The sequence below is a fragment of the uncultured Shewanella sp. genome (assembly GCF_947497935.1).
In the GTDB taxonomy this organism is placed as follows: Bacteria; Pseudomonadota; Gammaproteobacteria; order Enterobacterales; family Shewanellaceae; genus Shewanella.
This window is the reverse complement of sequence record NZ_CANMIO010000004.1, coordinates 89,331-111,893: the sequence shown is the minus strand read 5'-3', so window position 1 is coordinate 111,893 and position 22,563 is coordinate 89,331. Positions and strand designations below refer to the sequence as shown.

Sequence of the window (22,563 nt, the reverse complement as noted above, 5' to 3'; positions counted from 1 at the left end):
TTATTTTTGTACAAATTTGCTCACAGGGTTATGCACAGGTAATTTTTTAGGCTATAGTTTTAGATTCCCGTAGATGGTTTTAGGGAACTGTTCTGTATTGGCCTATTTAGGATACGCAAGATTTAGTCTTCCACTGATTGGGTGCAAAGCATCGGTCAGCTAAACTTTGCAAGCAGAGCCGTCAGTAACCAGATAAACCAAACTCATTTTTTATCGTCAAGGGACGAAAGAAATGAGTGCTTTGATTGGCTTGCTAGCGCCTGCTTATCAAGCGAGTTGCCCCCCAGGTAATCCAGCTATGTTGGGTTATCTGGGGTTTTAAGTTTCTAGGGTTAACATTCTGCAGTTTCAATCTTTCTTCATCTCTTGTTTACTTTCATTCTTCAATTGACCTGAGTTTCCTTCCTCCGCTCGACCACTGTCATTAAGTGATTGGTATAAAACAGCAACAATGATGTAGTATGGTTCGGTAACCTAATGCGATTAAGTTACAGCGCTTTATATCGGAATAATTGAAATATCAAATGGAGCTTTGAATGAATAAGATGCTTATTGCCGCAGTGGTTGTCGCTGCTGGTGCTGGTGGTTATTGGTATAGCCAACAAGCAGATCAGGTATCAACCAATGACAATACGGTACTAAGCTATGTACCTGCAGACACCCCAGTGTTTTCTGCCCAGTTGCAGCCTTTCCCGATAAAATCTTATATCAACTCTCTATCAGAAACATATCGCCAATTCCCGACTGATGCTATGGGTGAGTTTGAGCAAGAAAGTGATGTGAGAGCCAAGTTTCTCGTCAGCCTTGCCGAGTCATATATGGCGTCGATGAAAGATGGCAGCACCTTTATTAAAACTTTTGGTTTAGCTGAAGAAGTTCGCAGTTACTTCTATACCTTAGGCGCAATGCCAGTGCTTCGAATTGAAGTTGAACAGCCCGACGCTATTTGGGCATTACTCGATAAAGCAGAAGCCGACAGCGGTTTTACTCATACTAAAGCTAACTTAAAAGGTGTTGATTATCGCAGCTATCGACTCACAGATGAGGGGGAGAAAGATCAGATAAACCTGGTCATCGCTGTTCATGATGGCCTGCTAACCACAACCTTAAGTACTTCCTTTAGTGATGCCGTACTACTTGAAACGGCATTGGGCTTAACGCCAGTCGATAATTCAATTGTCGATGCGCATATTATTGAAGATATTATTAACAAGCACGGTTTCCTCAATGAAGGGATTAGCTACATTAATCACCAGGAAATTGTGACTGCGTTAACCAGTACTGATGGCAATCAACTTGCGGGGCAACTTTCTAAACTATTTGAAATGAGCAACGAAGACCCTTTTGCCGAGCTTAAAACCCCTGCATGCCAGCAAGAATTAGCCTCAATTGCGAGTAATTGGCCGCGCACCGTAGGCGGATACGATCAGTTAGAGATTACCGATACAGAAAGCACCTTTGGCTTTAGAACAGTCGTAGAGAGTAATAACCTAGTACTACTCGATGCTTATCAAAAGCTGCGTGGCTATATTCCTACTTATGTGCAAGACCATGATAATAGTGTGTTTACCTTAGGTGTCGGTATCGACATTAACCAGATGGTGCCATCTTTAACGGCGATTTGGGACGACATGCTAACGCCAGAGTATCAATGTGGACCTTTAGCTGAGATGCAAGCGCAAATGAGTCAGCAGAGCCCAGGCATGTTAGGCATGTTCACTGGTATGGCTAATGGTGTTAAAGGTGTTGGAGTGTCGCTGATTGACTATCAAATTAGTGATGATTTAGATAACCCACAGCTAGACAGTGTTGATGCGGTTGTGACTTTATCAGCCGAAAACCCAGCTATGTTATTTAATTTGGCTAAGTCATTAGCGCCTGAACTGGCCAACGTTCAGTTGCCAGCCAATGGCGATGCGATTGAGCTTAGCAGTTTGTTCCCTATGCCGCCGGAGATGGATATCTCGGCAAAAATGGCGATAAAGGGCAATCATTTAGTCTTGTTTGCGGGAGCGAAAGGCGAGGCGATTGCTAATAGTTTAGCTAGCGAGCAGCTGGTTAATAATGGCTTGATGGTGATGTCAGCCGATTATATGAAGATGTTTAAACCACTTCTGACCTTTATCGAGTTGACGGGGGAGCCTGTTCCCGAAGAGTTAGAAATGATGAAAGACTATGATATGCGCATTAAGTTTAGTGTCGATATCGACCAGAAAGGTTTCGAAGTCGACTCGAAGATGAACTCTCGTTCAAGCGAATAAGCCATACATGGTATTAGGCAGTTGAGTTAGAATAGCAGTGTAAGAAACGCCAGCCATTTATGGCTGGTGTTTTTATTTTATCAGCAGAATGATAGGTAATAATGTGGAGCTAAGATGACTGAGCAGTGCGTGAGTGGTATTTTTTTAAAAGCGAATGAAGTTAGGTTGGTCACCTTGAGAGGAAGTAGAATTGAGCACCAAGTTATCGCACCAAAGGTAACCAAGTTCAGCCTAGTTAAAAACCCTAGCCAAGCAGAAACACGAGATTTTGTTACCCAGCTACAGGCTTACATCAGCGAGCATTATATCGCTAAACTAGTACTCAATCGCCGCGCCACAACAGGGCAAGGTGCGGGTGGTGCTGGGACTTTTCTAATGGAAGGGGCCATTTTAGCCAGCATAGATGTTGAGGTTGAGTTTGTTCATCCTGCAACAATGCGAGCCACTGATAAACGTTGCAGTGAACTCAAACAGGTTAAACCTAAAACAGTCGATTTAGGTAAGGCTTATGATCTAGCGTTTGAGTGCCTTGCTGAGTAACTTGCTTTACAGTGAATTAGCCAAAGAATTGATCCTCAGCTGGAATATGGCGTATAGCAAAGCATTAAGATAGTTTGTAACAAGCTAAAAAAACAATACACAGGGAATACCTGTTTAATTTGAGCAGGTAATAAGACTATTTATAAGGTGACAGACAATGATTAAACAGCTTTCAAGACTCGGATTTATCGCATTACTACTCCTGCCTTTTAGCGCACTAGCGACCGATTTAAAAGTCGGTGATATGGCACCAGACTTTAAGTTGCAGGCAACCGATGGTCATTTTTATCAGCTCAGTGATTACAAGGGAAAACAGACCTTAGTGCTGGCCTGGTACCCGATGGCGAATACCCATGGCTGCACATTAGAATGCAAATCTTTAGTGGAGAAGGGTCATCTTATTCGCGAATTCAATGCCGTCTATATGATGGCCAGTGTCGATGATTTAGAAGATAACCAAGCGTTTGCTCGTGAGCAGAAAGCCGATTTTCCAATGCTCAGCGACCCAAGTAAAGAAACGGCCAAGGCCTATGATGTGCTGAACTTCGTTCGCGTTGCCAGTCGTGTCACTTTTTACATTGGCCAAGATGGCAAGATTTTGAAGATTGATGAAGACATCAATAACAAAACGGCTGCCGAAGATATTGCAGCAAACTTGGCTGAATTGAATATCGACAAGGTTAATCAAGATTCTGCAATACAAGAGTAAACCGCAAATTCGATTAGCCTTGGAATGAAGGCTAATTACATTTATTTGGGTAGCGCTATCTGATAGCGAGTTATGAATTGCACCTTCATTGCTATCAATCGCCTCCAGCGGGGTATGTGCAGACATTGCCGTGACACGCAGCAAGTCCATCCTTGGAAGCTCAACGAAAACATCCATGTTTTCGACGGCTTCAGCCGTATCTACACAGGGTAGTTGGTGCTTACGTTTAGGCTGTAATTGTTCGATTTCTAACTTGGAAATGTCCAGAAATGAGTTTGTAACATCTGAAGTAGCTAATTCGGAGAGGTGAATAGTCAGATGTCGGTACGGCTGTGGGCTTCGGTTTCAGGGATGAAACCGCAGAGTGGCCAAGGACGGCTTTACAGCGTTCCACAGAAGTAGTGACATCTGAGCTTACTGCGAACTGTAGCCTTTCTTCGTGTCCTCTATGTTCCAATGACATCCGTGTTTACCGGCCTGTTCGCTATCTCTCGCTTATTAGCGCATGGCTTAGCCATATTCGCCGTGGTGAATTGCTTTTGTCCAGAAGTGAGTAAACTCGATATTTATCGCAAGCAATAGAGGTATGTTGATGAGGTCAGTGATCAAGTGTGGGTGTACTTTGACGAACAAAACTAAGGTAGTATAAAGCCCTGCAATGATGACATCGCAGGGCTTCTTTAAATCAAAATCAGTTGATTGGCATCAGATAACTAGATTGCTATTAAAACTCATCTTCTGTTTCAGCTTGAATGCGCGCTTTGCGATCTTGCTCTTCTTCAAATGCTGCTTGGATCTCAGCCAATACAGATTCAATGTCTGCGCTGTGTTCACTTTCAACAAACTGGCCTGTTAACTCAGTGTCAGGCAATAAATCACCTGATTCAAATTTAAGCCACATCTCTTGAGCGTATTTACTGCCAAGCAGTTCTGGCGCAAATTGACCGTAGTACTGGGTCATATTGTTAACGTCACGCAGCAGCATACGTTTAGCATTATTGTTTGCCGCGGCATCGACAGCTTGAGGCAGATCAATAATCACTGGACCGGTATGATCCAGCAGTACGTTAAACTCAGATAGATCGCCGTGAATAAGGCCTGCACAGAGCATACGTTGCACATCTTTCATCACCAAAGCATGGTGAGCGGTGGCCATTTCAGCAGTGAGGCTCACATCGTTTAGTCGTGGCGCAACGTAACCCGCTTCATCGGTGATCAACTCCATCAATAACACGCCGTCGAAACAACCGTAAGGTGTTGGTACGCGCACGCCAGCATTCGCTAGGCGAAACAGCGCATCAACTTCGGCATTCTGCCAAGCCTGCTCTTGTTCTTGACGACCGTAGTTGGAGCCTTTCTCCATGGCGCGGGTGCGGCGAGAGTTACGACCCTTACGGCCTTCTCTATATTCCACGGCCTTCTTAAAGCTACGCTTATCGGCTTCTTTATAAATTTTGGCGCAGCGAACATCATCGCCACATCTGACAATGTAAACATCGGCCTCTTTGCCGCTCATTAACGGACGAATCACTTCGTCAATCAGTCCTTCATCAACCAGAGGTTGGAGTCGTTTTGGGGTTTTCATGGGGCTCTTATACCTTAGTTAGCCGATTGATGGAATGAATTCGTTTAGAATCATGGAAAAAGATCTCCGAACTTGCCGACTATTGTAGCTCAAGGGATTTTCAGTCACGGCTTGTTCACTCTGGGAGCGCGGCTAAGGGGCCCATATTTGGTGAGGACATTTTGGCTAATAATTTTTCGGTAATAAGTTGGCCAATATTATCGTTTCTGAAGGCCTGCTGCTGTAGCTGTATGGCAGGGGAAACTCCTACACCTGAGATCAGCTGGCCATTAGTTTTGTAGACTAGCCCAGAGCTAAATTGAATTTGAATACCGCTGTTTGGCAAGGTGAACTGATAACGTGGGCTAAGGCTACCACGGCTTGTTTCACCGATTAGAGAGACTCTAGGCCAACTTTTTGATGCCAAAGCTATCCACTCACACTCTTGCTCGCAGTTGGCATCTATTCGCAGCAAAACGTGTAATGGACTTACCCCCATCGGCGCCTCATCGAGTGCTGGGTGTTTACGAACAAGGTAATCACTAAATTGCGAGTCTTGTTTTAATGCATTATCAAAGCCTTTATTGTTAAGTTCGATCTGCTCAAAAAAGCTTAACTGCTCCATGGATGTGTATTGATTCGCGATACGGTCGGCTCTGGCGCTGGCAAAGCGTTTGTATTGCAGTACAGCCATGACTTTTTGTCTAGGCTTGCTGTTGTTATCGCTAAGGTGCTTACTTAGCCAAGCTGTCAGCAACTGTTGTGGCTGCTTAATCCCACGAATGTCGATAATGAGTGGTGAAGTCGACGAGCCGCTGTGGTTAGTCGATTGTTGTGAGCTCAGTTGCTGGGTAAGCATCTGTAAGGTTTCGGCATCGACCTGTGAGGGTAACCGAAACATCCGACCTTGGTATACGCTTGTCTTCGCTTTGTTTACAAGCGCGTACTCTTGCTGCTTGCCATGTAGCACTAAGGTTAGGGGACGCTGCACACTGGTTTCACCATTGGTTAGCGTCACAACCGAGTCATTACTAGCCTTAAGACCTATCTCACCTCTAAGTTGCCCAATTCGCTTTAACCAATTAGCCTGCGCAGCGCTAGAGTGTTTTAGGGAGTCTGCCAAATAGTGCTGGCTTGCCTGTACCCAGCGGCTAATAGGGATGCCATCAATGTGTGACAGGTAAGGGAAATCTGGATCCATTAGCCAGCCCTGATTGGTCCATGCCTGCCAGTTATGACCATCAAATACCGGCTCGATAGGAAGTCTTTCGAGCTCAGTAGAATGATGAGAGAGGGCAAACGCGCCGGGGTCATTGAGCAGGCATAACAGTTGTTGTAGTTGCTGTTGTAGCAGGGCCGAAGAATTAAAGCCTCGGGAGCTTTGCTGCAGTCTGTTTACGGTTTCGGTGATTGTTATCAGGCGCTGAGGTTCAATGGCGGCAAAGGCTGAGTGTTGCTTAGTCTCCTTTAGAAATAGGCGAAGATCTTGCTGATATTGCCTATGATTGAGCTCGTTTGTGACTTTATCAGGGAAGAACGACAGGTAGCTGAGTAGCGCGCCACTCATGCAGATAAGTAGGGTGAAAGCGCCAAATATGCCTTTATAGCTCAACGTCATAACCATCCTTGTAAGGCAGGCTTAAAGCTTTTACTTTTAGCCTGTTAAAGACGCTTTTGATATCGAGCTAACCTTGTCGATTAGAAAGTGTCGACTATAAGATGTCGTTAATCGAAACTCCGATACCTATGCGTTGGTTATGTACATTGTAGTCGATTAAACTTTCACCGTAGCCATTAAAATACTGAGTATAAAGTCTTAAGTTCCCCAAAATCGGGTAGCTCCAAGTGAACTCAAGCGCGCCATAGTTAGGTTTTTGAATATAGTTACGTACCATCAGGCTGAACCTGTGATCGTCAATACCGTATACTCCAGTAACCTCTAGATTGCCCATATAGTCGGTGATATCAGGGTTGTCATCGCCTTTAGGTGACTGAGGCGTTTCCTTTTCATCTTCAGGAATGCGCCACCATGCTCTAGCTTCTAATGCAAAAGGGCCATTATCAAAAACCATGGTGCCATATAACCGATTCCAGCTGCGTGAACGTGAGCCCGATTGACCGTTTGATTGGTGCACTGCGCCTAATCCCCAAAATGAGTTTTTCAGCGGGCCAATTTGCCAGTCGTTGGTAAAGAGCATGAAGATCTCGGGTTCGTGATTGGTTTCCCTGAAGGGGGAGGAGATATCCTTGTTGTAAACCTGCCAATAGGATTGGTTGGTGTAGGCTGCAAATAGGTGGCCATTGTCGCCAAACACGTTATGCCAAAGTGGAAACTTAAAGCTGATTTGAAACTTGGCTTCCATGTTATCTAAGGTAAAAGGGTGCTCGGCAGCTTCTTCTGCAAAAGGCGCCATATTGGGCGATTTGCTGTAGGTGACTGGGAGAATATAATTAACTTTATGGGGCGTGATGACATAAGGCAGTTCATCGGTCGCACGTTCTTCCGAGATCCGTTTATCTAAAAGGGACACCTCTTTGTTGGGTTTCACTTCAATATCGGAATCACTTACTTCAGTCTCGCTTTCTTTACCCTTGTTCGTTTGGGTCTCACCTTGAGCATAAAGGCTAAAAGAGCAGCACAAGCCAGAGGCTAACAGTAGCACAGCTAATTTGTTCATCGCATTCCCTGAATTTGTTTAAGCAGTTTCATCTTCTTATGCGAAAGATTCTACCTAGCCATCTTAGCTATTAACAGTTATTCAGCAAATTAGTAACTGAGTCGTTATCGGTTTTGCTGTGGATTAACTTGGACCAAGCTCATATTTCGCAATTAAAATACCGCCCAGATTAGATCTAAATGCAATAAGTTAGTGCTAAAAGTCACCTTAGTATTAGCTCATCGGAACAAACGAATTGGATGAATGGATTTAACTCTTTTTATACAATGCGTTACATAGGTCAATTCAGTTTTTGTCTCTACACGCACACCTCTTAAATAACAAAAAGTTATAACAACTAATAAATATCTATTTATTATGGAATAAGGAGGCGGCTATATTTCACTACAAGAAATCAGAGTGAGGTAGCGCGATGGAGATTGTAACTTTACCGGGTCAAGCCGCTGGAGGAAAAGTATGGCTAGTGGGAGCCGGTCCTGGTGATGTCGATCTGCTGACGGTAAAAGCCTATCGTGTGCTGCAAAGCGCCGACGCGGTACTTTACGATGCACTCGTCAGTGACGATATCCTTGCGTTAATCCCTAAAAATGCTGAGAAAATCGCCGTGGGTAAACGGGCTGGCCTTCATAGCGCCGCGCAAAGCGAGATTAATCAGCTATTAGTGACCAAGGCCTACACTCGCAAGAATGTGGTGCGCTTAAAAGGCGGCGATCCGTTTATTTTTGGTCGCGGCGGTGAAGAGCTAGAAAGCATAGTCGAGGCGGGTGTTGATTTCGAAGTTGTTCCTGGGATTACCGCTGCAAGTGGTACGGCGGCGTATGCAGGTATTCCCCTCACTCACAGAGATTATGCCCAAGGCGTGAGCTTTATTACCGGTCATTGCAAGTTAGAGAGTCGCCCTATGGATTGGCAGAGTTACGCCAACCCTAACAATACCTTAGTGATCTACATGGGGATCTTAAACGCTGGACTAATTAAGCAGGGCTTGCTCAGTGCGGGCAGAAAAGCCGAAACGCCAGTTGCCATCGTATCGAAAGCGACCACGAGTGAGCAGCGGGTGTTTATCGGTAACCTAGACAATATTGATGAGCTAGCCAGTCATCCAGAGCTTGTAATGCCCGCTTTGATGGTAATCGGTGAAGTGGTTGAGTTAGCCGATAGCCTAAATTGGTTTACGCCACAGGCAGAGCTGATTAAGAATTCTGATTTAGCCGCACAACTGAAATAAACTCAGATCAAATGATGACTGCATTGACAGAGTTGGCGACACAACCGAATGAATCGATAGCTTAAATTGGTTACGCCTTAACGTAACGGCTCGGCTAACTCAATGATCTCGAGTGAGCCGTAATAACAAAATATTTGATTGAAGAAAACGGAGAATTAGCATGGGCGCGAAAGAGTTAAGCCATTTGCAACAACTGGAAGCTGAGAGCATTCAAATTATCCGCGAAGTGGCGGCTGAGTTTGATAACCCAGTGATGATGTATTCCATCGGTAAGGACTCTTCTGTGATGCTCCATCTAGCTCGCAAAGCTTTCTATCCTGGAAAGATCCCATTTCCCTTGTTGCACGTAGACACCGACTGGAAATTTAAAGAGATGATCGCCTTTCGTGATGAGCAGGCGAAAGAGTTTGGCTTTGAACTCTTGGTTCATAAGAACCCTGAAGGGCTCGAGATGGGGATCAGCCCATTCGAACATGGCAGTGCTAAGCACACAGATATCATGAAGACCCAAGGCCTAAAGCAGGCGCTGAATAAGTATGGCTTCGATGCCGCATTTGGTGGTGCACGCCGCGATGAAGAAAAATCTCGTGCTAAAGAGCGTGTCTATTCGTTCCGCGATAAGCACCACACTTGGGATCCTAAGAACCAACGCCCTGAATTATGGCGTACCTATAATGGCGCGGTGAATAAAGGCGAAAGCATTCGAGTATTCCCTCTGTCGAACTGGACTGAGCTGGATATTTGGCAATATATCTATCAAGAGAATATTCAGCTAGTGCCGCTGTATTTTGCTCAGAAGCGTCCAGTTGTTGAGCGTGATGGCATGATGATCATGGTTGATGATGACAGAATGCCATTGGCTGACGGCGAGCAACCTAAAGAGGAATTGGTTCGGTTTAGAACGTTAGGGTGTTACCCGCTGACCGGCGCGATGCATTCAGAGGCCGATACTTTAGAAAAGATTATTGAAGAGATGTTGTTGACCCGTTCAAGCGAGCGTCAAGGACGTCTTATCGATGCTGATCAAAGTGCCTCTATGGAGCTTAAAAAGCGTCAGGGATATTTCTAATATCCCGTAAGGGATGTGGCTAAAGAATTCTAAGGGATCATTATGAACCAAGCAGTAAACAATAACGCCCGATTAGCGGCAGAACTTGAAGATTTAGGTGTGAAAGAATACCTGTCACAACAGCAGCATAAAGGGCTATTACGCTTTTTAACCTGTGGCAGTGTCGATGATGGCAAGAGTACCCTAATTGGCCGTCTGCTACATGACAGCGCCCAAATTTATGAAGACCAGTTAGCTAGCCTAAAGAGTGACAGTGCCAAGCTAGGTACAACAGGTGAAGAAGTCGATTTAGCCCTATTGGTGGATGGTCTGCAAGCGGAGCGCGAGCAAGGCATTACCATTGATGTTGCTTACCGTTACTTCTCAAGTGACAAGCGTAAATTCATTATTGCCGACACGCCGGGCCACGAGCAATACACCCGCAACATGGCAACCGGTGCTTCAACTTGTGACTTAGCAGTGCTCTTGGTTGATGCTCGTTATGGGGTACAAACTCAAACACGTCGTCATGCGTTTATTGCCTCACAACTTGGTATTCGCCACTTTGTTGTTGCCGTTAACAAGATGGATTTACTTGGCTTTGACGAAGAAGTGTTTAACAACATTCGCGCTGAATTTGCCCAGTTTGCCGAGCAGTTAGGCGATATTGATATTCGCTATGTACCCTTGTCAGCCCTTAAGGGTGACAACGTGGTTGATAACAGCAGCCAAACTCCTTGGTATAGCGGCGGTACGCTATTAGAGCTACTTGAAACGATTGATACCCGTCGTGAACTTAATAGCCTACCAGTGCGTTTCCCTGTGCAATATGTACAGCGTCCGGATCTGGATTTTCGTGGTTTCTCGGGCACGCTAGCATCGGGTGTGATTAACGTCGGTGATGAGTTGGTGGCACTACCATCGGGTAAGCGCAGCAAGGTTGCACGCATCGTGACCTTCGATGGTGATCTGCCGCAAGCGATTGCCGGTCAAGCGGTGACCTTAACCCTTGAAGATGAGATTGATATTTCAAGAGGCGACCTGTTGTCGCAGGTGCAAGATGCGCCTGCATTGGCTAACCACGTAAGCGCCGATATTGCATGGATGGATGAAAAACCATTACAAGTTGGCCAGTTATATGATCTGAAAGTGGCAGGCAAAAAGCTGCAAGCAAGCGTAGTAAAAATTGAATATGTGGTCGACGTTAATACTTTAGAGCGTAACGACAGCAGCGATATTGGCCTTAACGATATGGCACGCGTTACCCTTGAGCTTAATGAGTCTATTGCAATCGACCCTTACACCTTAGTGCGTGATACTGGCGGCATGATCTTAATCGATCGCCTGTCTAACGCCACGGTTGCAGCTGTGATGGCCGTTTCGAGCAGCAAAGAGCAGAAAACAGCGCAACAATACAGTGACTTTGAGCTTGAGCTTAATGCGCTAATTCGTAAGCAGTACCCTCACTGGAATGCTATCGATATCAGTAAGGTTGAGGGCTAACTGTGCCTGAGTTGTGGGTGTTATCGTGCATATTACTTGCCTTAGTCGCCGCCTTAATGGCGGGACTATGGACACCCGCTGCGCTATTTTTTATTGCATCGTTAACCACCTACCTGCTGGGCATGGTGGAGCTTGAAACTGCGCTTTCGAGTTTTACTAATGCCAGCTTAGTGACCTTAGTGCTGTTGATCATGTCGACGGCAGCGTTAGAGAAGACATCACTGCTAGGCAAATTGAGTCAAGTGGTGGGGCGAGGCTCATTGGCATCGACCATGGCAAAGCTGGGGTTTTCCACCGCCTTGCTGTCATCTTTTACCAATAACACCGCCGTAGTCGCTTCGCTGATTGCTGTAGTGCGTAGAAACCAAGCGCATGCGCCAGCTAAGTTGCTACTACCACTGTCTTATGCGGCGATTTTAGGGGGGACCTTAACCCTCATCGGCACTTCGACAAACTTGATCGTCAACTCCTTTGTGGAGAACGCGGGCTTAGTGCCACTAGGCTTTTTTGAGTTCTCCATGATAGGCATGGTGATTGTCACTGCAGGCGTGGGTTTATTGGTGCTATTGGCCAATTTGCTACCCGATAGACGTGATGAGAGTCTAGATGAGTCTTTGCCCTATTTGCTCGAAGCTAGAGTGGCGAAAGAGTCCAAGCTGATAGGCAAGAGCGTGCAAGATAATCGCTTACGTGCGCTTAAAAAGCTTTACTTGGTTGAGCTTGAGCGTAGCGGTATTCGCATCTGTCCGGTGCCGCCACACTTAGTGCTGCAAAGCGAAGATGTTTTGCGCTTTAGTGGCGCGGTAGAGTCGGTTGAATTACTGCATCAGTTTGATGGGCTTGAGTGGTTTGGCAAGCAGCAAGCAAAAGGGCAGAACTTAGTCGAAGCGGTGCTTGCACCTAGTTCTAGCCTGGTTGGTCGCTCATTAAAAGATTCGACCTTTAGAGAGAAGTTTGACGGCGCAGTATTGGCTATTCGCCGAGGTCATCATCCGCTAAAAGGCGGGTTGGGAGACATCGAGCTTCAAGCCGGGGATGTGTTGCTAATTACCCCCGGTGATAGCTTTAGCAGTAATACTAAGTTGGCATCAGAATTTGCCGCCGTGAGTGGTCTAGATTTGAGTGTAAGACTCGACCCTCGCCGCAGCAAATGGGTACTAGCTGGCTTTTTAGTGACGATTTTTGCCAGCCTCACTGGCGTCTTACCTTTGGTAAAAGGGCTTATTTTACTGCTGATGAGCTATATCGCCATAGGAGCGGTGAGTTTGTCTGAGCTAAAGCGGCGCTTTCCGTTTGAGCTGGTGGTGATAGTCGGTAGTGCCTTGAGCCTGGCAAACCTGATGTTATCGACCGGGCTTGCCGATGATATTGCCTCATTTATATTAGGCGCGATTAATGGTTACGGGGTATTTGCAGCGTTTGTAGCTGTGTATTTTATGACACTGATCCTAACAGAGCTAATTACTAATAATGCCGCAGCGGCGCTGGCTTTTCCGGTCGCCTATGCTATCGCCTTGAATTACGGTGTCGATACTCGGCCGTTTATTTTGGCTGTGGTATTTGGTGCCAGTGCGAGTTTTATTTCGCCCTACGGTTATCAAACCAACCTAATGGTTTATAACGCGGGTAATTATCGATTCAGTGATTTTGTACGTATTGGATTACCGTTGTCACTGCTGTACTCGGCAATCGTGTTGTTATTAGTACCCGTATTTTTTCCGTTTTAGCTTTTCTCCATCTAGGGGAGGGGCTGGATAGACGTATGCTTGGATGGTGTGAGCGCATCTAATTAGCTATTGTATAGATTATATTTTTGGAGTTTTTTATGTCTGATATCGTTTGGCACCAGCATAGTATTGATAAACAGTCTCGGGCAGACCAGAAGGGGCAAAACCCAATCTTGTTATGGTTTACAGGGCTTTCAGGATCAGGGAAATCTACCCTCGCAGGCGCATTAGAGCGCGCATTATTCGACGCTGGCTTTCACACTTACCTGCTTGATGGCGATAATGTACGTCATGGTCTGTGCAAAGATCTTGGCTTTAGCGCGGATGATCGCGATGAGAACCTGCGCCGTGTCGGCGAAGTGGCTAAGCTCATGGTCGATGCAGGCCTTGTGGTGTTGTCAGCCTTTATCTCGCCAACACGGGAAGAGCGTGAGCGCGTACGTGCACTATTTGATGAAGGCCAATTTATTGAGGTCCATGTGTCTACGCCGATTGAAGTGTGTGAAGCTCGAGATCCAAAAGGCTTATACAGTAAGGCTCGCGCCGGCGAGATTAAGAACTTCACTGGGATCTCGGCACCTTATGAAACCCCTACGGCAGCGGAGCTGACCATAGATACTAGCAAGGGAGATTTAGCCACTCAGGTGAGTGCATTGCTAGATTATCTCGCTGCGATACAAGTGATTGATTCAGAGAAGCTAAAGAAAGTGGTTTAGTTTCTTCACAGCTAGAATTCTCGAATGACAAAAAACCACCTTTTTCTAGGTGGTTTTTGACGTTTTAAGCAGGATAAAACCTGTCTATTAAACAGCTACAGGTATGAGTTATTCAATCTTAAAGTCACGGGCAAACAGGGCTCTCATCGCCTTGATATAGCTTTTATCGGTACTGAAAGGAATAAGCTGAGCTAGCTCATCGCCAATAGGAGTAAAACGATAATAACTGAAGAATAGCTGGCCACTCTTAGGGGTGAGTTTGAGTTTTAAATCACTCAAGGAGAAACTGATTGGCGTCTTATTGCTAAGCAGACCTGTCTCTAATTCGCTGCGATGCAAGATCCCCGCCTCGACTAAGGTCAGAATATTAGAGTAGGGTAGGCCAAACTGCGATAAGCCAATATTGCTCGGTGTTGGTTTCTTGAATAGTTGACCTAAGCCTCCAGCATGTTTACAGCCGATAATCAGCTTTAGGCGCGTCTCATTGTTGACCAGTACCGACATGCCGAGCGCCTTTTCTAAGATCTGCGCCTCTTTATGGGTCAATTGTTTGAGGGTGCTTAAGGTGCGCAGGCTAAAGTGACCTGGTGAGGTAATTTCATTAGCTAAGATCCGTCCCCACAACTCTTGCATTTTACGATTATGAATTTGCTCGGCTAGCTTAAAAAACTGATGTGCCCAGTCGGGATCTAAGTCGACACCGGTCACGTCGGACGGGGTGTGGCTGATGGCAATTTTGTAGATGGTTTCAAGGTTCTCTTGATACTGGCAGGCAAGTTTTTGCGCCCTAAAGGCGGCGCGCTCGCCAATTGAGGCATTGCTGGCGCGGTAGTCATCTTCACTGGCTAAACCTAACATACGCCCAAGCAGCAAGGCCTTCTTACGGGCTGATACGTCCGAGGTCTTGCTGCTGTCTTTCATTGTCGGTTTGACTGCCTGTTTGGCAGCATCTGCTACTGTCTCAACCATGGTCTTATTATCACCATTAACAAGTTATGCTTGTTGTTATCGGGGCGGTTTATATGACTATCTATTTGATAAGCCGCTAATTTATAGAGTTGGCTCTAGTTTGCACTACTTTGCCAAAGTGTGCGACCTCATCGCCTCGCTGTGGGTGGCGGGGCACATTAATTGCCAGCAATAGTGAGCAAACCGCAAAGCCGGCGCCGATATAAAATACCATCTCAGGTGAGCTTAACCACAAGAGACCGAGTAAGGCTGGGATAATCACAGCGGCAATATGATTGATTGTGAAGCTGACTGACATGGTGGCGGCGATATCTTTGGGCTCGGCAATCTTTTGGAAATAAGTCTTTACCGCTATGGCCATGGCAAATAGCAGATGGTCGATGACATAGAGAGCGGCGGCAAGCTCGGCATGTTCCACAAGCGCATAGCTTACGAATACGGCAATCAAACCAATGTATTCGATAGTCAGTGCGTTACGCTCGCCAATTCGGCCGATAAAGCGACCGATGGCGGGGGCAAATAGCAAATTAACCACATAGTTAATTAAGAATAGCGAGGTGATCTGAGTGATGCTATAGCCAAACTTCTCCACCATCATAAAGCCTGCAAACACCATGAAGATCTGCCGTCTCGCGCCGGAGAAGAAGGTCAGCATATAGTAGAGCCAATAGCGTTTTCTGAGCAGTAACTTCTTATGTTGTACCTCGCCCTGGCTAAAGTTGGGAAAATACTGCCACACACTGAACACCATGAGTAATCCAAGGCTACCAATAATGGCGTACATCCATTGATAATCGAGTTTTAGCCAGCTCATGATAAGCCAGATACTGGCATATCCGCCTAGGGCTGCGGCGCTGCGCCATGCTAAGGCGCGTCCTAAAAATGCTGGGGCATCTTTTTTATCGACCCACTGTAGCGTGAGTGACTGATTGACTGTTTCAAAGTAATGAAAGCCGACAGACATTAATACCGTAGTGATATAGAGCCCTAAGACTTGTGGGAAAAAGCCTGTAATGGCCACGCCGATACACAAGACGGCAAGAGAGAGCAGGGCAAAGGCTTGCTCACGTATAAGCAGTAAGACAAACACGGCGGTAAAGGCGAGGAATCCGGGCACCTCTCGCAGGCTCTGTAGTATGCCAATCTCAGCGCCGGTAAATTGCGCTCGCTCAATAACAAAGTTATTGAGTAGTGCCTGCCAAACGGCAAACACCAAGGACATGATAAATGTCATCCATAGCAGGAGTTTTTGTGGGTCGTTCTTCATCTAACTGTCCCTGTATTTATCGTGGCTCTGTATTGCAAATCGCGAGCTGAATCTAGCTGCTTCAATGTTGTGCAGTATACCCAATTCAGTTTTGATAATGAAAGACGCAAGGTGAGATTTAGTGCTGAGCAATTTGTAATAGCCGCTGCTATTGGCTGTTGTATAACGACTGAAAATATCTGTCGATTATCAGAGGTTATTGCTACTTGTTGAGCATAAGCAATAAATGTAAGTGCTTTGTAAAGGTAGGTGTAAAGATTAATGTAAATCATTCTCATTTGGGTTACTTTGTCCGCGAATTTAGGGGGAGCGGGTCAATATCGAACTATTGGCTGCGCAGAATCAAAGTGAGAGACGTTTATGAAATCTATATGCAAGCATGCCAAGTTGAACATGTTAGCGATGACTATCGCCAGTGTGTTTAGCGCCAATGCCATGTCAGCGACCGAACCCGAGGCATTAGCCGCTGCCATAGCCAAGCAAGAGGCTGAGCTCACAGCATTAAAGACTCAGTTGCAACAATTGGCAAAGCAGCAACTTTTGCAGCAAGAGCAGCAACAAGATCAAGTAGAACAACAGCAAGCCGAAAACCAGCAAGCACTGCAAGCGGTTAATGAAGCAAACTCGGCGCCTAGTGGTTGGGATAAGTTTTCATTTAAGTCGTACGGTAGCGTAATTTATACCAGTGACGAGTATTACGACAATGTACAGGACACCTCTCCTGAGCGCCGTAGTCGCTTCGATCTTGAGCGTATCGTGACAGAGTTTGGTTATCAGTTTAATGACCAATGGGACATGGAAGTTGAGATTGAGTATGAGCATGGTGGTACAGGCTCCGCGTTAGAATATGACGGTTTCGATGAGTTTGGCGAGTTTGAAGCTGAGGTAGAAGCGGGCGGCGAAGTGATGATTGAGAAGGCGCAGATCCGCTACCGTCCAAACGAGGCCTTTGGGGTTAAATTCGGTAATATCCATCTGCCAGTAGGGCTAAGCAGTACGCTGCATAAACCCAGTCAGTATCTAACGGTGCAGCGCCATAAGAGTGAAGCGGCAATGCTACCTGCGGTTTGGAACGAAAACGGTATTGGGGTCTTTGGTGAGGTCGAGAACTTCCATTATCAGGCACAAGTGGTTAGCGGCTTAAACTCTGAATACTTCCGCACCTTTGACTGGGTCGCGTCAGGCCATCAGAAACGTTTTGAGCATGTGAATGCCGACGACCTCGCCTATGTGGTTCGCCTCGATTACGGCAACTTTAAAACGGGTTCAGCCATCGGCGCGTCCTATTACTATGGCAATACCAGCGGCAATCGCCATAAGACTAACAAGCTAAGTGCAGACGGCAGGGTTGAGATCTTGTCGGTCGCGGGAGCCTTTGTTGAAGGCCCGTGGATCTTACGTGGACAGTATCTTTATGGAACGCTGAGCGATAGCGACGCCATCACCCAAGCTAACAAAACCACTCCGGGACTCAAGCCGGGCAACTTTGCTCAGTTAGGCTCTAAATCTGAAGCCTTCTTCGTCGAGGCGGGTGTCGACCTTAGCCATTTCACATCCATTCCAATCACGGTTTTTGCCAATATCGATTATTCAAATCCACTGAAAGAGGTGGAAACAGGTATTGCGACAAAACGCTATGAAAACACCTGGATCAGCGCGGGTGTTAACTACTTCCCCATTCCTGAAATTGTGATTAAGGCCGAAGCTGGGGTACAGCAGGTGGCAGTCGCTTCAATTCCTGATACCAACTTTTTCGCCTTAGGCGTCGGTTACCAATTCTCACTTTAATTTAATGACTTATTACATGGAGTTTTCAATGAAACATTTTACCCATTCGGCACTTACCATCGCCCTTATTTCTGCTCTGACTGCCTGTGGTGGTTCAGGCTCAGATGACTCTACCCCCGTGGTTGTGCCTGAAACAGGCTTTAGCTTTTCGGCTACTGAGATGGTAACGAACCTAACCGATGATGTGATCGTGGCAGGTTACTCAAATCTTGCTGCGAGCGGCGAAGCTATGTTACTCGCGACTCAAACACTGGTGAATACACCGACCCAAGCAAATTTAGAGGCGGCGCAAGAGGCGTGGAAAGCGGCGCGTCAGCCTTGGGAGCAGGGAGAGTCGCATATCTTTGGTCCAGTCGACTCACTGGGTATCGATCCACACCTAGATAGCTGGCCGCTAAACACCACCGATCTAACGACTGTGTTGGCCAATAACACAGGCTTTGATGCAGACGCCATTAAAGTCTGGAACGATGATGTACAGGGGTTCCACACCATTGAATACCTGTTGTTTGGTGACGGTGTTGCCGACAACACTAAGACCATTAGCGAGCTAACAGTGAACGAGCGTGACTATTTAATGGGGCTAGCGGAAGTCTTTCGCGATTACACCAAGACACTCGATGATGCGTGGCAAGTGAGTCACGACGGCCAAACAGGCAAGGCTTACGCCGAGCTAATTAAAAATCCGGGCACAGATGGCAATACCTTCTACAGCTCAGAAGTGGGCGTGGTAGAAGAGCTCGTGAACGGCATGATCGGCATTGTCGATGAGGTGGGGAACGGAAAGATTGCCGATCCATTCGGTGAGTCACTCGATAAGGCCGATACCTCAAAGGTTGAGTCGCAGTATTCTTGGAACTCTCTCACCGACTTTAGCGACAACATCAAAGGCGTTCGCAACGTTTACCTCGGCGAGCTAGAAGGCAATGCAGATAAGCAAGGGATTATCGACTTTGTCGATGCGGCGAAGCCTGAGCTAGCGACCCGTGTGAAGACTGAGATCGACGATGCAATCAGCAAAATTGAAGCGATAGCTGGCGAAACCAATATGCCTTTCCGTCAAGCTATCTCGGATAGCGACGGACGTATGCGTATTCAAGCGGCAGTCGATGCCCTTTCTAAGCTACAAGCGAGCTTAGAGTCAGATGTTCTGCCACTGCTTAAAGAGTGGGATATCTAAGTTGTCGGCGGTTAAGGAGGCCTAGCGGTCTCCTTTTTTACTGGAATAAATCCCTTGATTTTTAAGTGGTTAAATAACTGTGTGGAAGTGAGCCATTTTACAATACTGTGTGTGGGACAGCCGATGACAAGTGAACGAAATAGAAAGAATAGCCTAAATTTTAGATCAAACCTGCTTAGCTGTTTAGTCTTGTTAGGCGCCACGAGCTTAAGTGCTTGTGGTGGTTCGGGTGATGATAAAACGCCAAAGCCAGAAGAGAAAATTTACCCAGCTTATACCGATATAAAAGCAAGCGGCGGTGACACTACCACCTTCGATGCATCTGAGTCGGGTCATGGTTTCTCAACGCCAGCACCTAACTTAAGTGCCGAGGAGTTGGCCCTGCACCTTGAGGGGGATTTAAGCTTTGAAACCGCCTTTACCACGGCGCCTAATAGCGCTCACCCTGAGCTAGATGGTCTTGGGCCGGTATTTAATAATGCCGACTGTAACTCTTGCCATCAGCGTGATGGTCGTAACTCGACCCCCGTAGTCCCAGCGGGTGAAACGCGAGTAAAGCTGGGGTCAGATGCAGGCATATTCTTAAGAATTAGTTTGGCGCCAAACGAGCCGTGTGTAACAGGTTCGGCGGCTAACGATTATTGTGCGCCTATTCCTGTGCCAGGTTTTGGCGGTCAATTGTTTCACCGTGGTGTGTTACAAGCACGAGCTGATTGGCTGCAGAATCAATTTATTGGTCAGGCAGATGTCTATCTCTCCTATGAGACTAAGCGAGTTACCTATAGCGATGGTAGTAGCGTGACACTGAAAAGGCCTGTGTTTGATGTGGAAAACCCCTACGATGCGCCAGGAGAGAGTAAGGCGAGCACTAACGTGACCTCTAACCTGCTGCAAGACGATGTGTTAATGGGGTGGCGCAATGGCATGCCGGTGTTCGGTTTAGGTTTACTCGAGGCGATACCTGAAGCGGATATCCTTGCCAATGTTGATGCCTTAGATAGCGATAATGACGGTATATCAGGCCGCGCTAACTATGTGTTTGATGCGGTTAAAGCGCAAGCGGGCGAAGCAACGCCAGTATCCTTAGGGCGTTTTGGCTGGAAGGCTAATACGCCGAGTGTTAGGGTGCAATCGCTAGGGGCGCTGCGCGGTGACATGGGGATCACTAACCCATTATTTCCGGATGAGAGTATTGCAGGCACTGCGCTACATGACTCCTATTTAGTGCGTACAGGCTTTGTTGATTCCGGATCAGGCGTTGATGGCGAGCCAGAAGCTAGCGCCGAGTTTAGTGATTCAGTGGTGTTTTACGCCGAAACCTTAGCCGTCCCAGCTAGGCGTAATGTTGATGATCTTGATGTTCGAGAGGGGGCAAGGTTGTTCGAGCAGTTAAACTGCACCGGTTGCCATACGCCAAGCTTTGTGACGAAAACATCTGGTGATTTGGGCGGCGCTATTATGAGTGATAGCCATAAGAGTCAAACCATCTATCCATTTAGCGATATGTTGCTGCACGATATGGGTGATGAGTTGGCCGACGGTCGCCCGGATTTTTTAGCCGATGGTAACGAGTGGCGCACGCGTCCATTGTGGGGAATAGGCCTGACACAAACTGTTAATCCGCAAGCGGGTTTCTTGCACGATGGCCGCGCTGCGACCTTGGAAGAGGCTATCTTATGGCACGGTGGCGAGGCGCAAAAAAGTCAGCAAGATTTTATGGCATTAACGGCGGATGAACGTACGCAAGTTATTGATTTCTTGATGTCCCTATAACGAAATAGCTATCTATTCAACCACGTTGGCCATACGGTAAAAAACACAGAGATTTCCTTAAGATGGGAGTCTCTGTGTTTGTTTTGTGAGGTAGGTAAAGCAAATTGGCTTTCTAGCAGCGCACCTCGTGATCTGTTTCATGTAATCTTCTCGTTAAATACCCTATGATTTATTGATAGATTTCATTCATTTCATTTTGATCCTCAGGGGGATGTCTGGTGAGCAAAATTCTTATCGTTTACTCTAGCGTACATGGCCAGACGCGCAAAATTTGTGCTTATTTAGAAGATAAACTAAAAGCGGTTGGTAACTGTGTTACCGCAGTGAATATTGCAGATAAAATCGACTTAGGTGAGTTTGACAAAATTATTATCGGGGCCAGTATCCGCCACGGTAAACATAACCCAGCAGTTTATGACTTTATTGAAGCGCATCAGGCTGAATTAGAGCAAAAGCCAAGCAGCTTCTTCTCAGTCAACTTAGTGGCACGTAAGCCGTTAAAGAATACCGCAGAGACTAACCCATATATGCGCGCCTTCTTTGAAAAGTCACCTTGGGTTCCAGATATCGCCGAAGTGTTTGGCGGTAACCTGAATTATCCTAGCTATGGTGCTATGGATAGAAACATTATTCGTTTTATTATGTGGATCACTAAAGGTCCTACAGCGGCTGATACTAATATTGAGTATACCGACTGGAATAAAGTTGATGCCTATGCCGACTCGATCAATCAATTGGTGGTAACGGCTTAAGCAGGGGAAGAGATATGGCGCAGTCTATGTTTAAACGCTTAGCGAGAAAGTATATTGATTTGCAGCATGTGCTAATCATAATTATCAGCGCCTATCTTATTTTTACCAGTGGCTCGATATTGATTGGGCGCCAGTTACGCACCCATGCATCGTTTTGGGATCAGAGCCATGTGTATCTCGGGCTTATTGCTGCTTTCTTATCGATTACCTTTGTTATCACCACTTGTCTCAAGGGTAAGTGGCGACAGTATTTCCCTTGGCTGATAGCCGACTTTTCCCAGCTTAAGAGTGACATCCTAGGACTCTTTAAAGGCAAGATCCCAATTGCTGGTGGCCGAGGCCTGTTCAGCGTGGTCGAAGGGATCGGCATGTTGCTATTCTTAGGCGTTGGCCTTACGGGCATCGCCTGGTTTGCGACTCAAGGGAGCACAGACGCCCTGATGTGGCGTGGCTACCATATTCAACTAGCACAAGGTTTTATCGGTTTTATTGTGCTGCATGTTATTTTTGCCTGTTTGCATCTGCTGGACTTTTTTAGAAACTAATCTCGTCTCACGTCTATATGAATACAAAGTTGGTTAGGCTTGGAACTATCAAGCTTCGTTTGACGAAAGCCGTGGCGCTTTGCCCACACCAGAGATTTAAAGCATCAGACTTCGCCAGACCAAAGTCGTGAGCTTCCAGATCACACTCGGGGACAACAGGGACAACAGCCTCCCCTCTTGACCATTTCATTTATAAAGGGTCTTAGCCGCCCGACGAAGTTACATGCATTAGATACGAGCCTCGTACTATGGATAAACCCCTAACGCTTCCTATGGGTTATCTGAAGTGAATGGATTCACTGATTCCAACACTGA

18 protein-coding genes are annotated in these 22,563 nt (G+C 46.5%); 13 read left to right on the top strand and 5 right to left on the bottom strand.

Translation table 11 applies throughout. The annotated features are described in order from the left end of the window. Positions 1–536: 536 nt before the first annotated feature. The 3 genes from Q1A86_RS06070 to Q1A86_RS06060 all read left to right on the top strand — a co-directional run bounded on the left by Q1A86_RS06070 (position 537) and on the right by Q1A86_RS06060 (position 3,510). Complete coding sequence (locus tag Q1A86_RS06070) at positions 537–2,261, top strand: hypothetical protein (RefSeq protein ID WP_299804167.1); 1,725 nt, start codon at positions 537–539, stop codon at positions 2,259–2,261. Between the two features lie 114 nt (positions 2,262–2,375). Continuing rightward, on the top strand, positions 2,376–2,801 hold the full coding sequence (locus Q1A86_RS06065; protein WP_299804164.1) for a DUF3010 family protein: 426 nt from the start codon (positions 2,376–2,378) through the stop codon (positions 2,799–2,801). 157 nt (positions 2,802–2,958) lie between these two features. Beyond that, a complete protein-coding gene (locus Q1A86_RS06060) occupies positions 2,959–3,510 on the top strand; it encodes a redoxin domain-containing protein (RefSeq protein ID WP_299804162.1) in 552 nt (183 codons plus the stop codon). A gap of 724 nt (positions 3,511–4,234) precedes the next feature. On the opposite strand, the gene Q1A86_RS06055 is transcribed toward Q1A86_RS06060, so the two are convergent. From Q1A86_RS06055 to Q1A86_RS06045, 3 genes are all read right to left on the bottom strand, one after another. Then, positions 4,235–5,095, bottom strand: a complete 861-nt coding sequence (locus tag Q1A86_RS06055) for a PA4780 family RIO1-like protein kinase (protein WP_299804159.1) — start codon at positions 5,093–5,095, stop codon at positions 4,235–4,237. 115 nt (positions 5,096–5,210) lie between these two features. Beyond that, entirely contained in the window at positions 5,211–6,692 is a 1,482-nt protein-coding gene (locus tag Q1A86_RS06050; RefSeq protein ID WP_299804157.1) for a hypothetical protein, read from the bottom strand. A gap of 94 nt (positions 6,693–6,786) precedes the next feature. Then, positions 6,787–7,752 (bottom strand): phospholipase A, encoded by a 966-nt coding sequence (locus tag Q1A86_RS06045; protein ID WP_299804154.1) that lies wholly within the window; start codon positions 7,750–7,752, stop codon positions 6,787–6,789. A 412-nt stretch (positions 7,753–8,164) separates the two neighbouring features. On the opposite strand from Q1A86_RS06045, the gene cobA reads away from it, so the two are divergent. From cobA to cysC, 5 genes are all read left to right on the top strand, one after another. Further along, the gene (gene cobA / locus Q1A86_RS06040; protein ID WP_299804151.1) at positions 8,165–8,980 is read left to right on the top strand and encodes a uroporphyrinogen-III C-methyltransferase; all 816 of its coding nucleotides are present in this window, start codon (positions 8,165–8,167) and stop codon (positions 8,978–8,980) included. Positions 8,981–9,140: 160 nt separating this feature from the next. Then, positions 9,141–10,049 carry a sulfate adenylyltransferase subunit CysD gene (cysD, locus tag Q1A86_RS06035; protein WP_299804149.1) on the top strand — a complete coding sequence of 303 codons (909 nt, stop codon included), beginning with the start codon at positions 9,141–9,143 and terminating at the stop codon, positions 10,047–10,049. Between the two features lie 42 nt (positions 10,050–10,091). Further along, positions 10,092–11,531, top strand: coding sequence for a sulfate adenylyltransferase subunit CysN (gene cysN / locus Q1A86_RS06030; protein WP_299804147.1), 1,440 nt, complete (start codon positions 10,092–10,094; stop codon positions 11,529–11,531). 2 nt (positions 11,532–11,533) lie between these two features. Next, positions 11,534–13,258 (top strand): SLC13 family permease, encoded by a 1,725-nt coding sequence (locus Q1A86_RS06025; protein WP_299804144.1) that lies wholly within the window; start codon positions 11,534–11,536, stop codon positions 13,256–13,258. 98 nt (positions 13,259–13,356) lie between these two features. Beyond that, positions 13,357–13,974: an adenylyl-sulfate kinase gene (gene cysC, locus Q1A86_RS06020; protein WP_220758802.1), complete on the top strand. Its 618-nt coding sequence runs from the start codon at positions 13,357–13,359 to the stop codon at positions 13,972–13,974. 108 nt (positions 13,975–14,082) lie between these two features. On the opposite strand, the gene Q1A86_RS06015 is transcribed toward cysC, so the two are convergent. Both Q1A86_RS06015 and Q1A86_RS06010 read right to left on the bottom strand, forming a co-directional pair. Continuing rightward, entirely contained in the window at positions 14,083–14,895 is an 813-nt protein-coding gene (locus tag Q1A86_RS06015; protein ID WP_299804649.1) for a TIGR03899 family protein, read from the bottom strand. 124 nt (positions 14,896–15,019) lie between these two features. Next, positions 15,020–16,210, bottom strand: coding sequence for an MFS transporter (locus Q1A86_RS06010; protein WP_299804137.1), 1,191 nt, complete (start codon positions 16,208–16,210; stop codon positions 15,020–15,022). A 360-nt stretch (positions 16,211–16,570) separates the two neighbouring features. On the opposite strand from Q1A86_RS06010, the gene Q1A86_RS06005 reads away from it, so the two are divergent. The 5 genes from Q1A86_RS06005 (at position 16,571) to Q1A86_RS05985 (ending at position 22,248) form a co-directional block, all read left to right on the top strand. Beyond that, positions 16,571–17,998, top strand: coding sequence for a hypothetical protein (locus Q1A86_RS06005; RefSeq protein WP_299804135.1), 1,428 nt, complete (start codon positions 16,571–16,573; stop codon positions 17,996–17,998). 28 nt (positions 17,999–18,026) lie between these two features. Next, entirely contained in the window at positions 18,027–19,178 is a 1,152-nt protein-coding gene (locus Q1A86_RS06000; RefSeq protein ID WP_299804132.1) for an imelysin family protein, read from the top strand. Between the two features lie 123 nt (positions 19,179–19,301). After that, positions 19,302–20,951: a di-heme oxidoredictase family protein gene (locus Q1A86_RS05995; RefSeq protein ID WP_299804129.1), complete on the top strand. Its 1,650-nt coding sequence runs from the start codon at positions 19,302–19,304 to the stop codon at positions 20,949–20,951. Positions 20,952–21,169: 218 nt separating this feature from the next. Beyond that, complete coding sequence (hemG, locus tag Q1A86_RS05990) at positions 21,170–21,703, top strand: menaquinone-dependent protoporphyrinogen IX dehydrogenase (protein WP_299804127.1); 534 nt, start codon at positions 21,170–21,172, stop codon at positions 21,701–21,703. A gap of 14 nt (positions 21,704–21,717) precedes the next feature. Further along, positions 21,718–22,248 carry a cytochrome b/b6 domain-containing protein gene (locus Q1A86_RS05985; protein WP_299804125.1) on the top strand — a complete coding sequence of 177 codons (531 nt, stop codon included), beginning with the start codon at positions 21,718–21,720 and terminating at the stop codon, positions 22,246–22,248. Positions 22,249–22,563 lie beyond the last annotated feature (315 nt).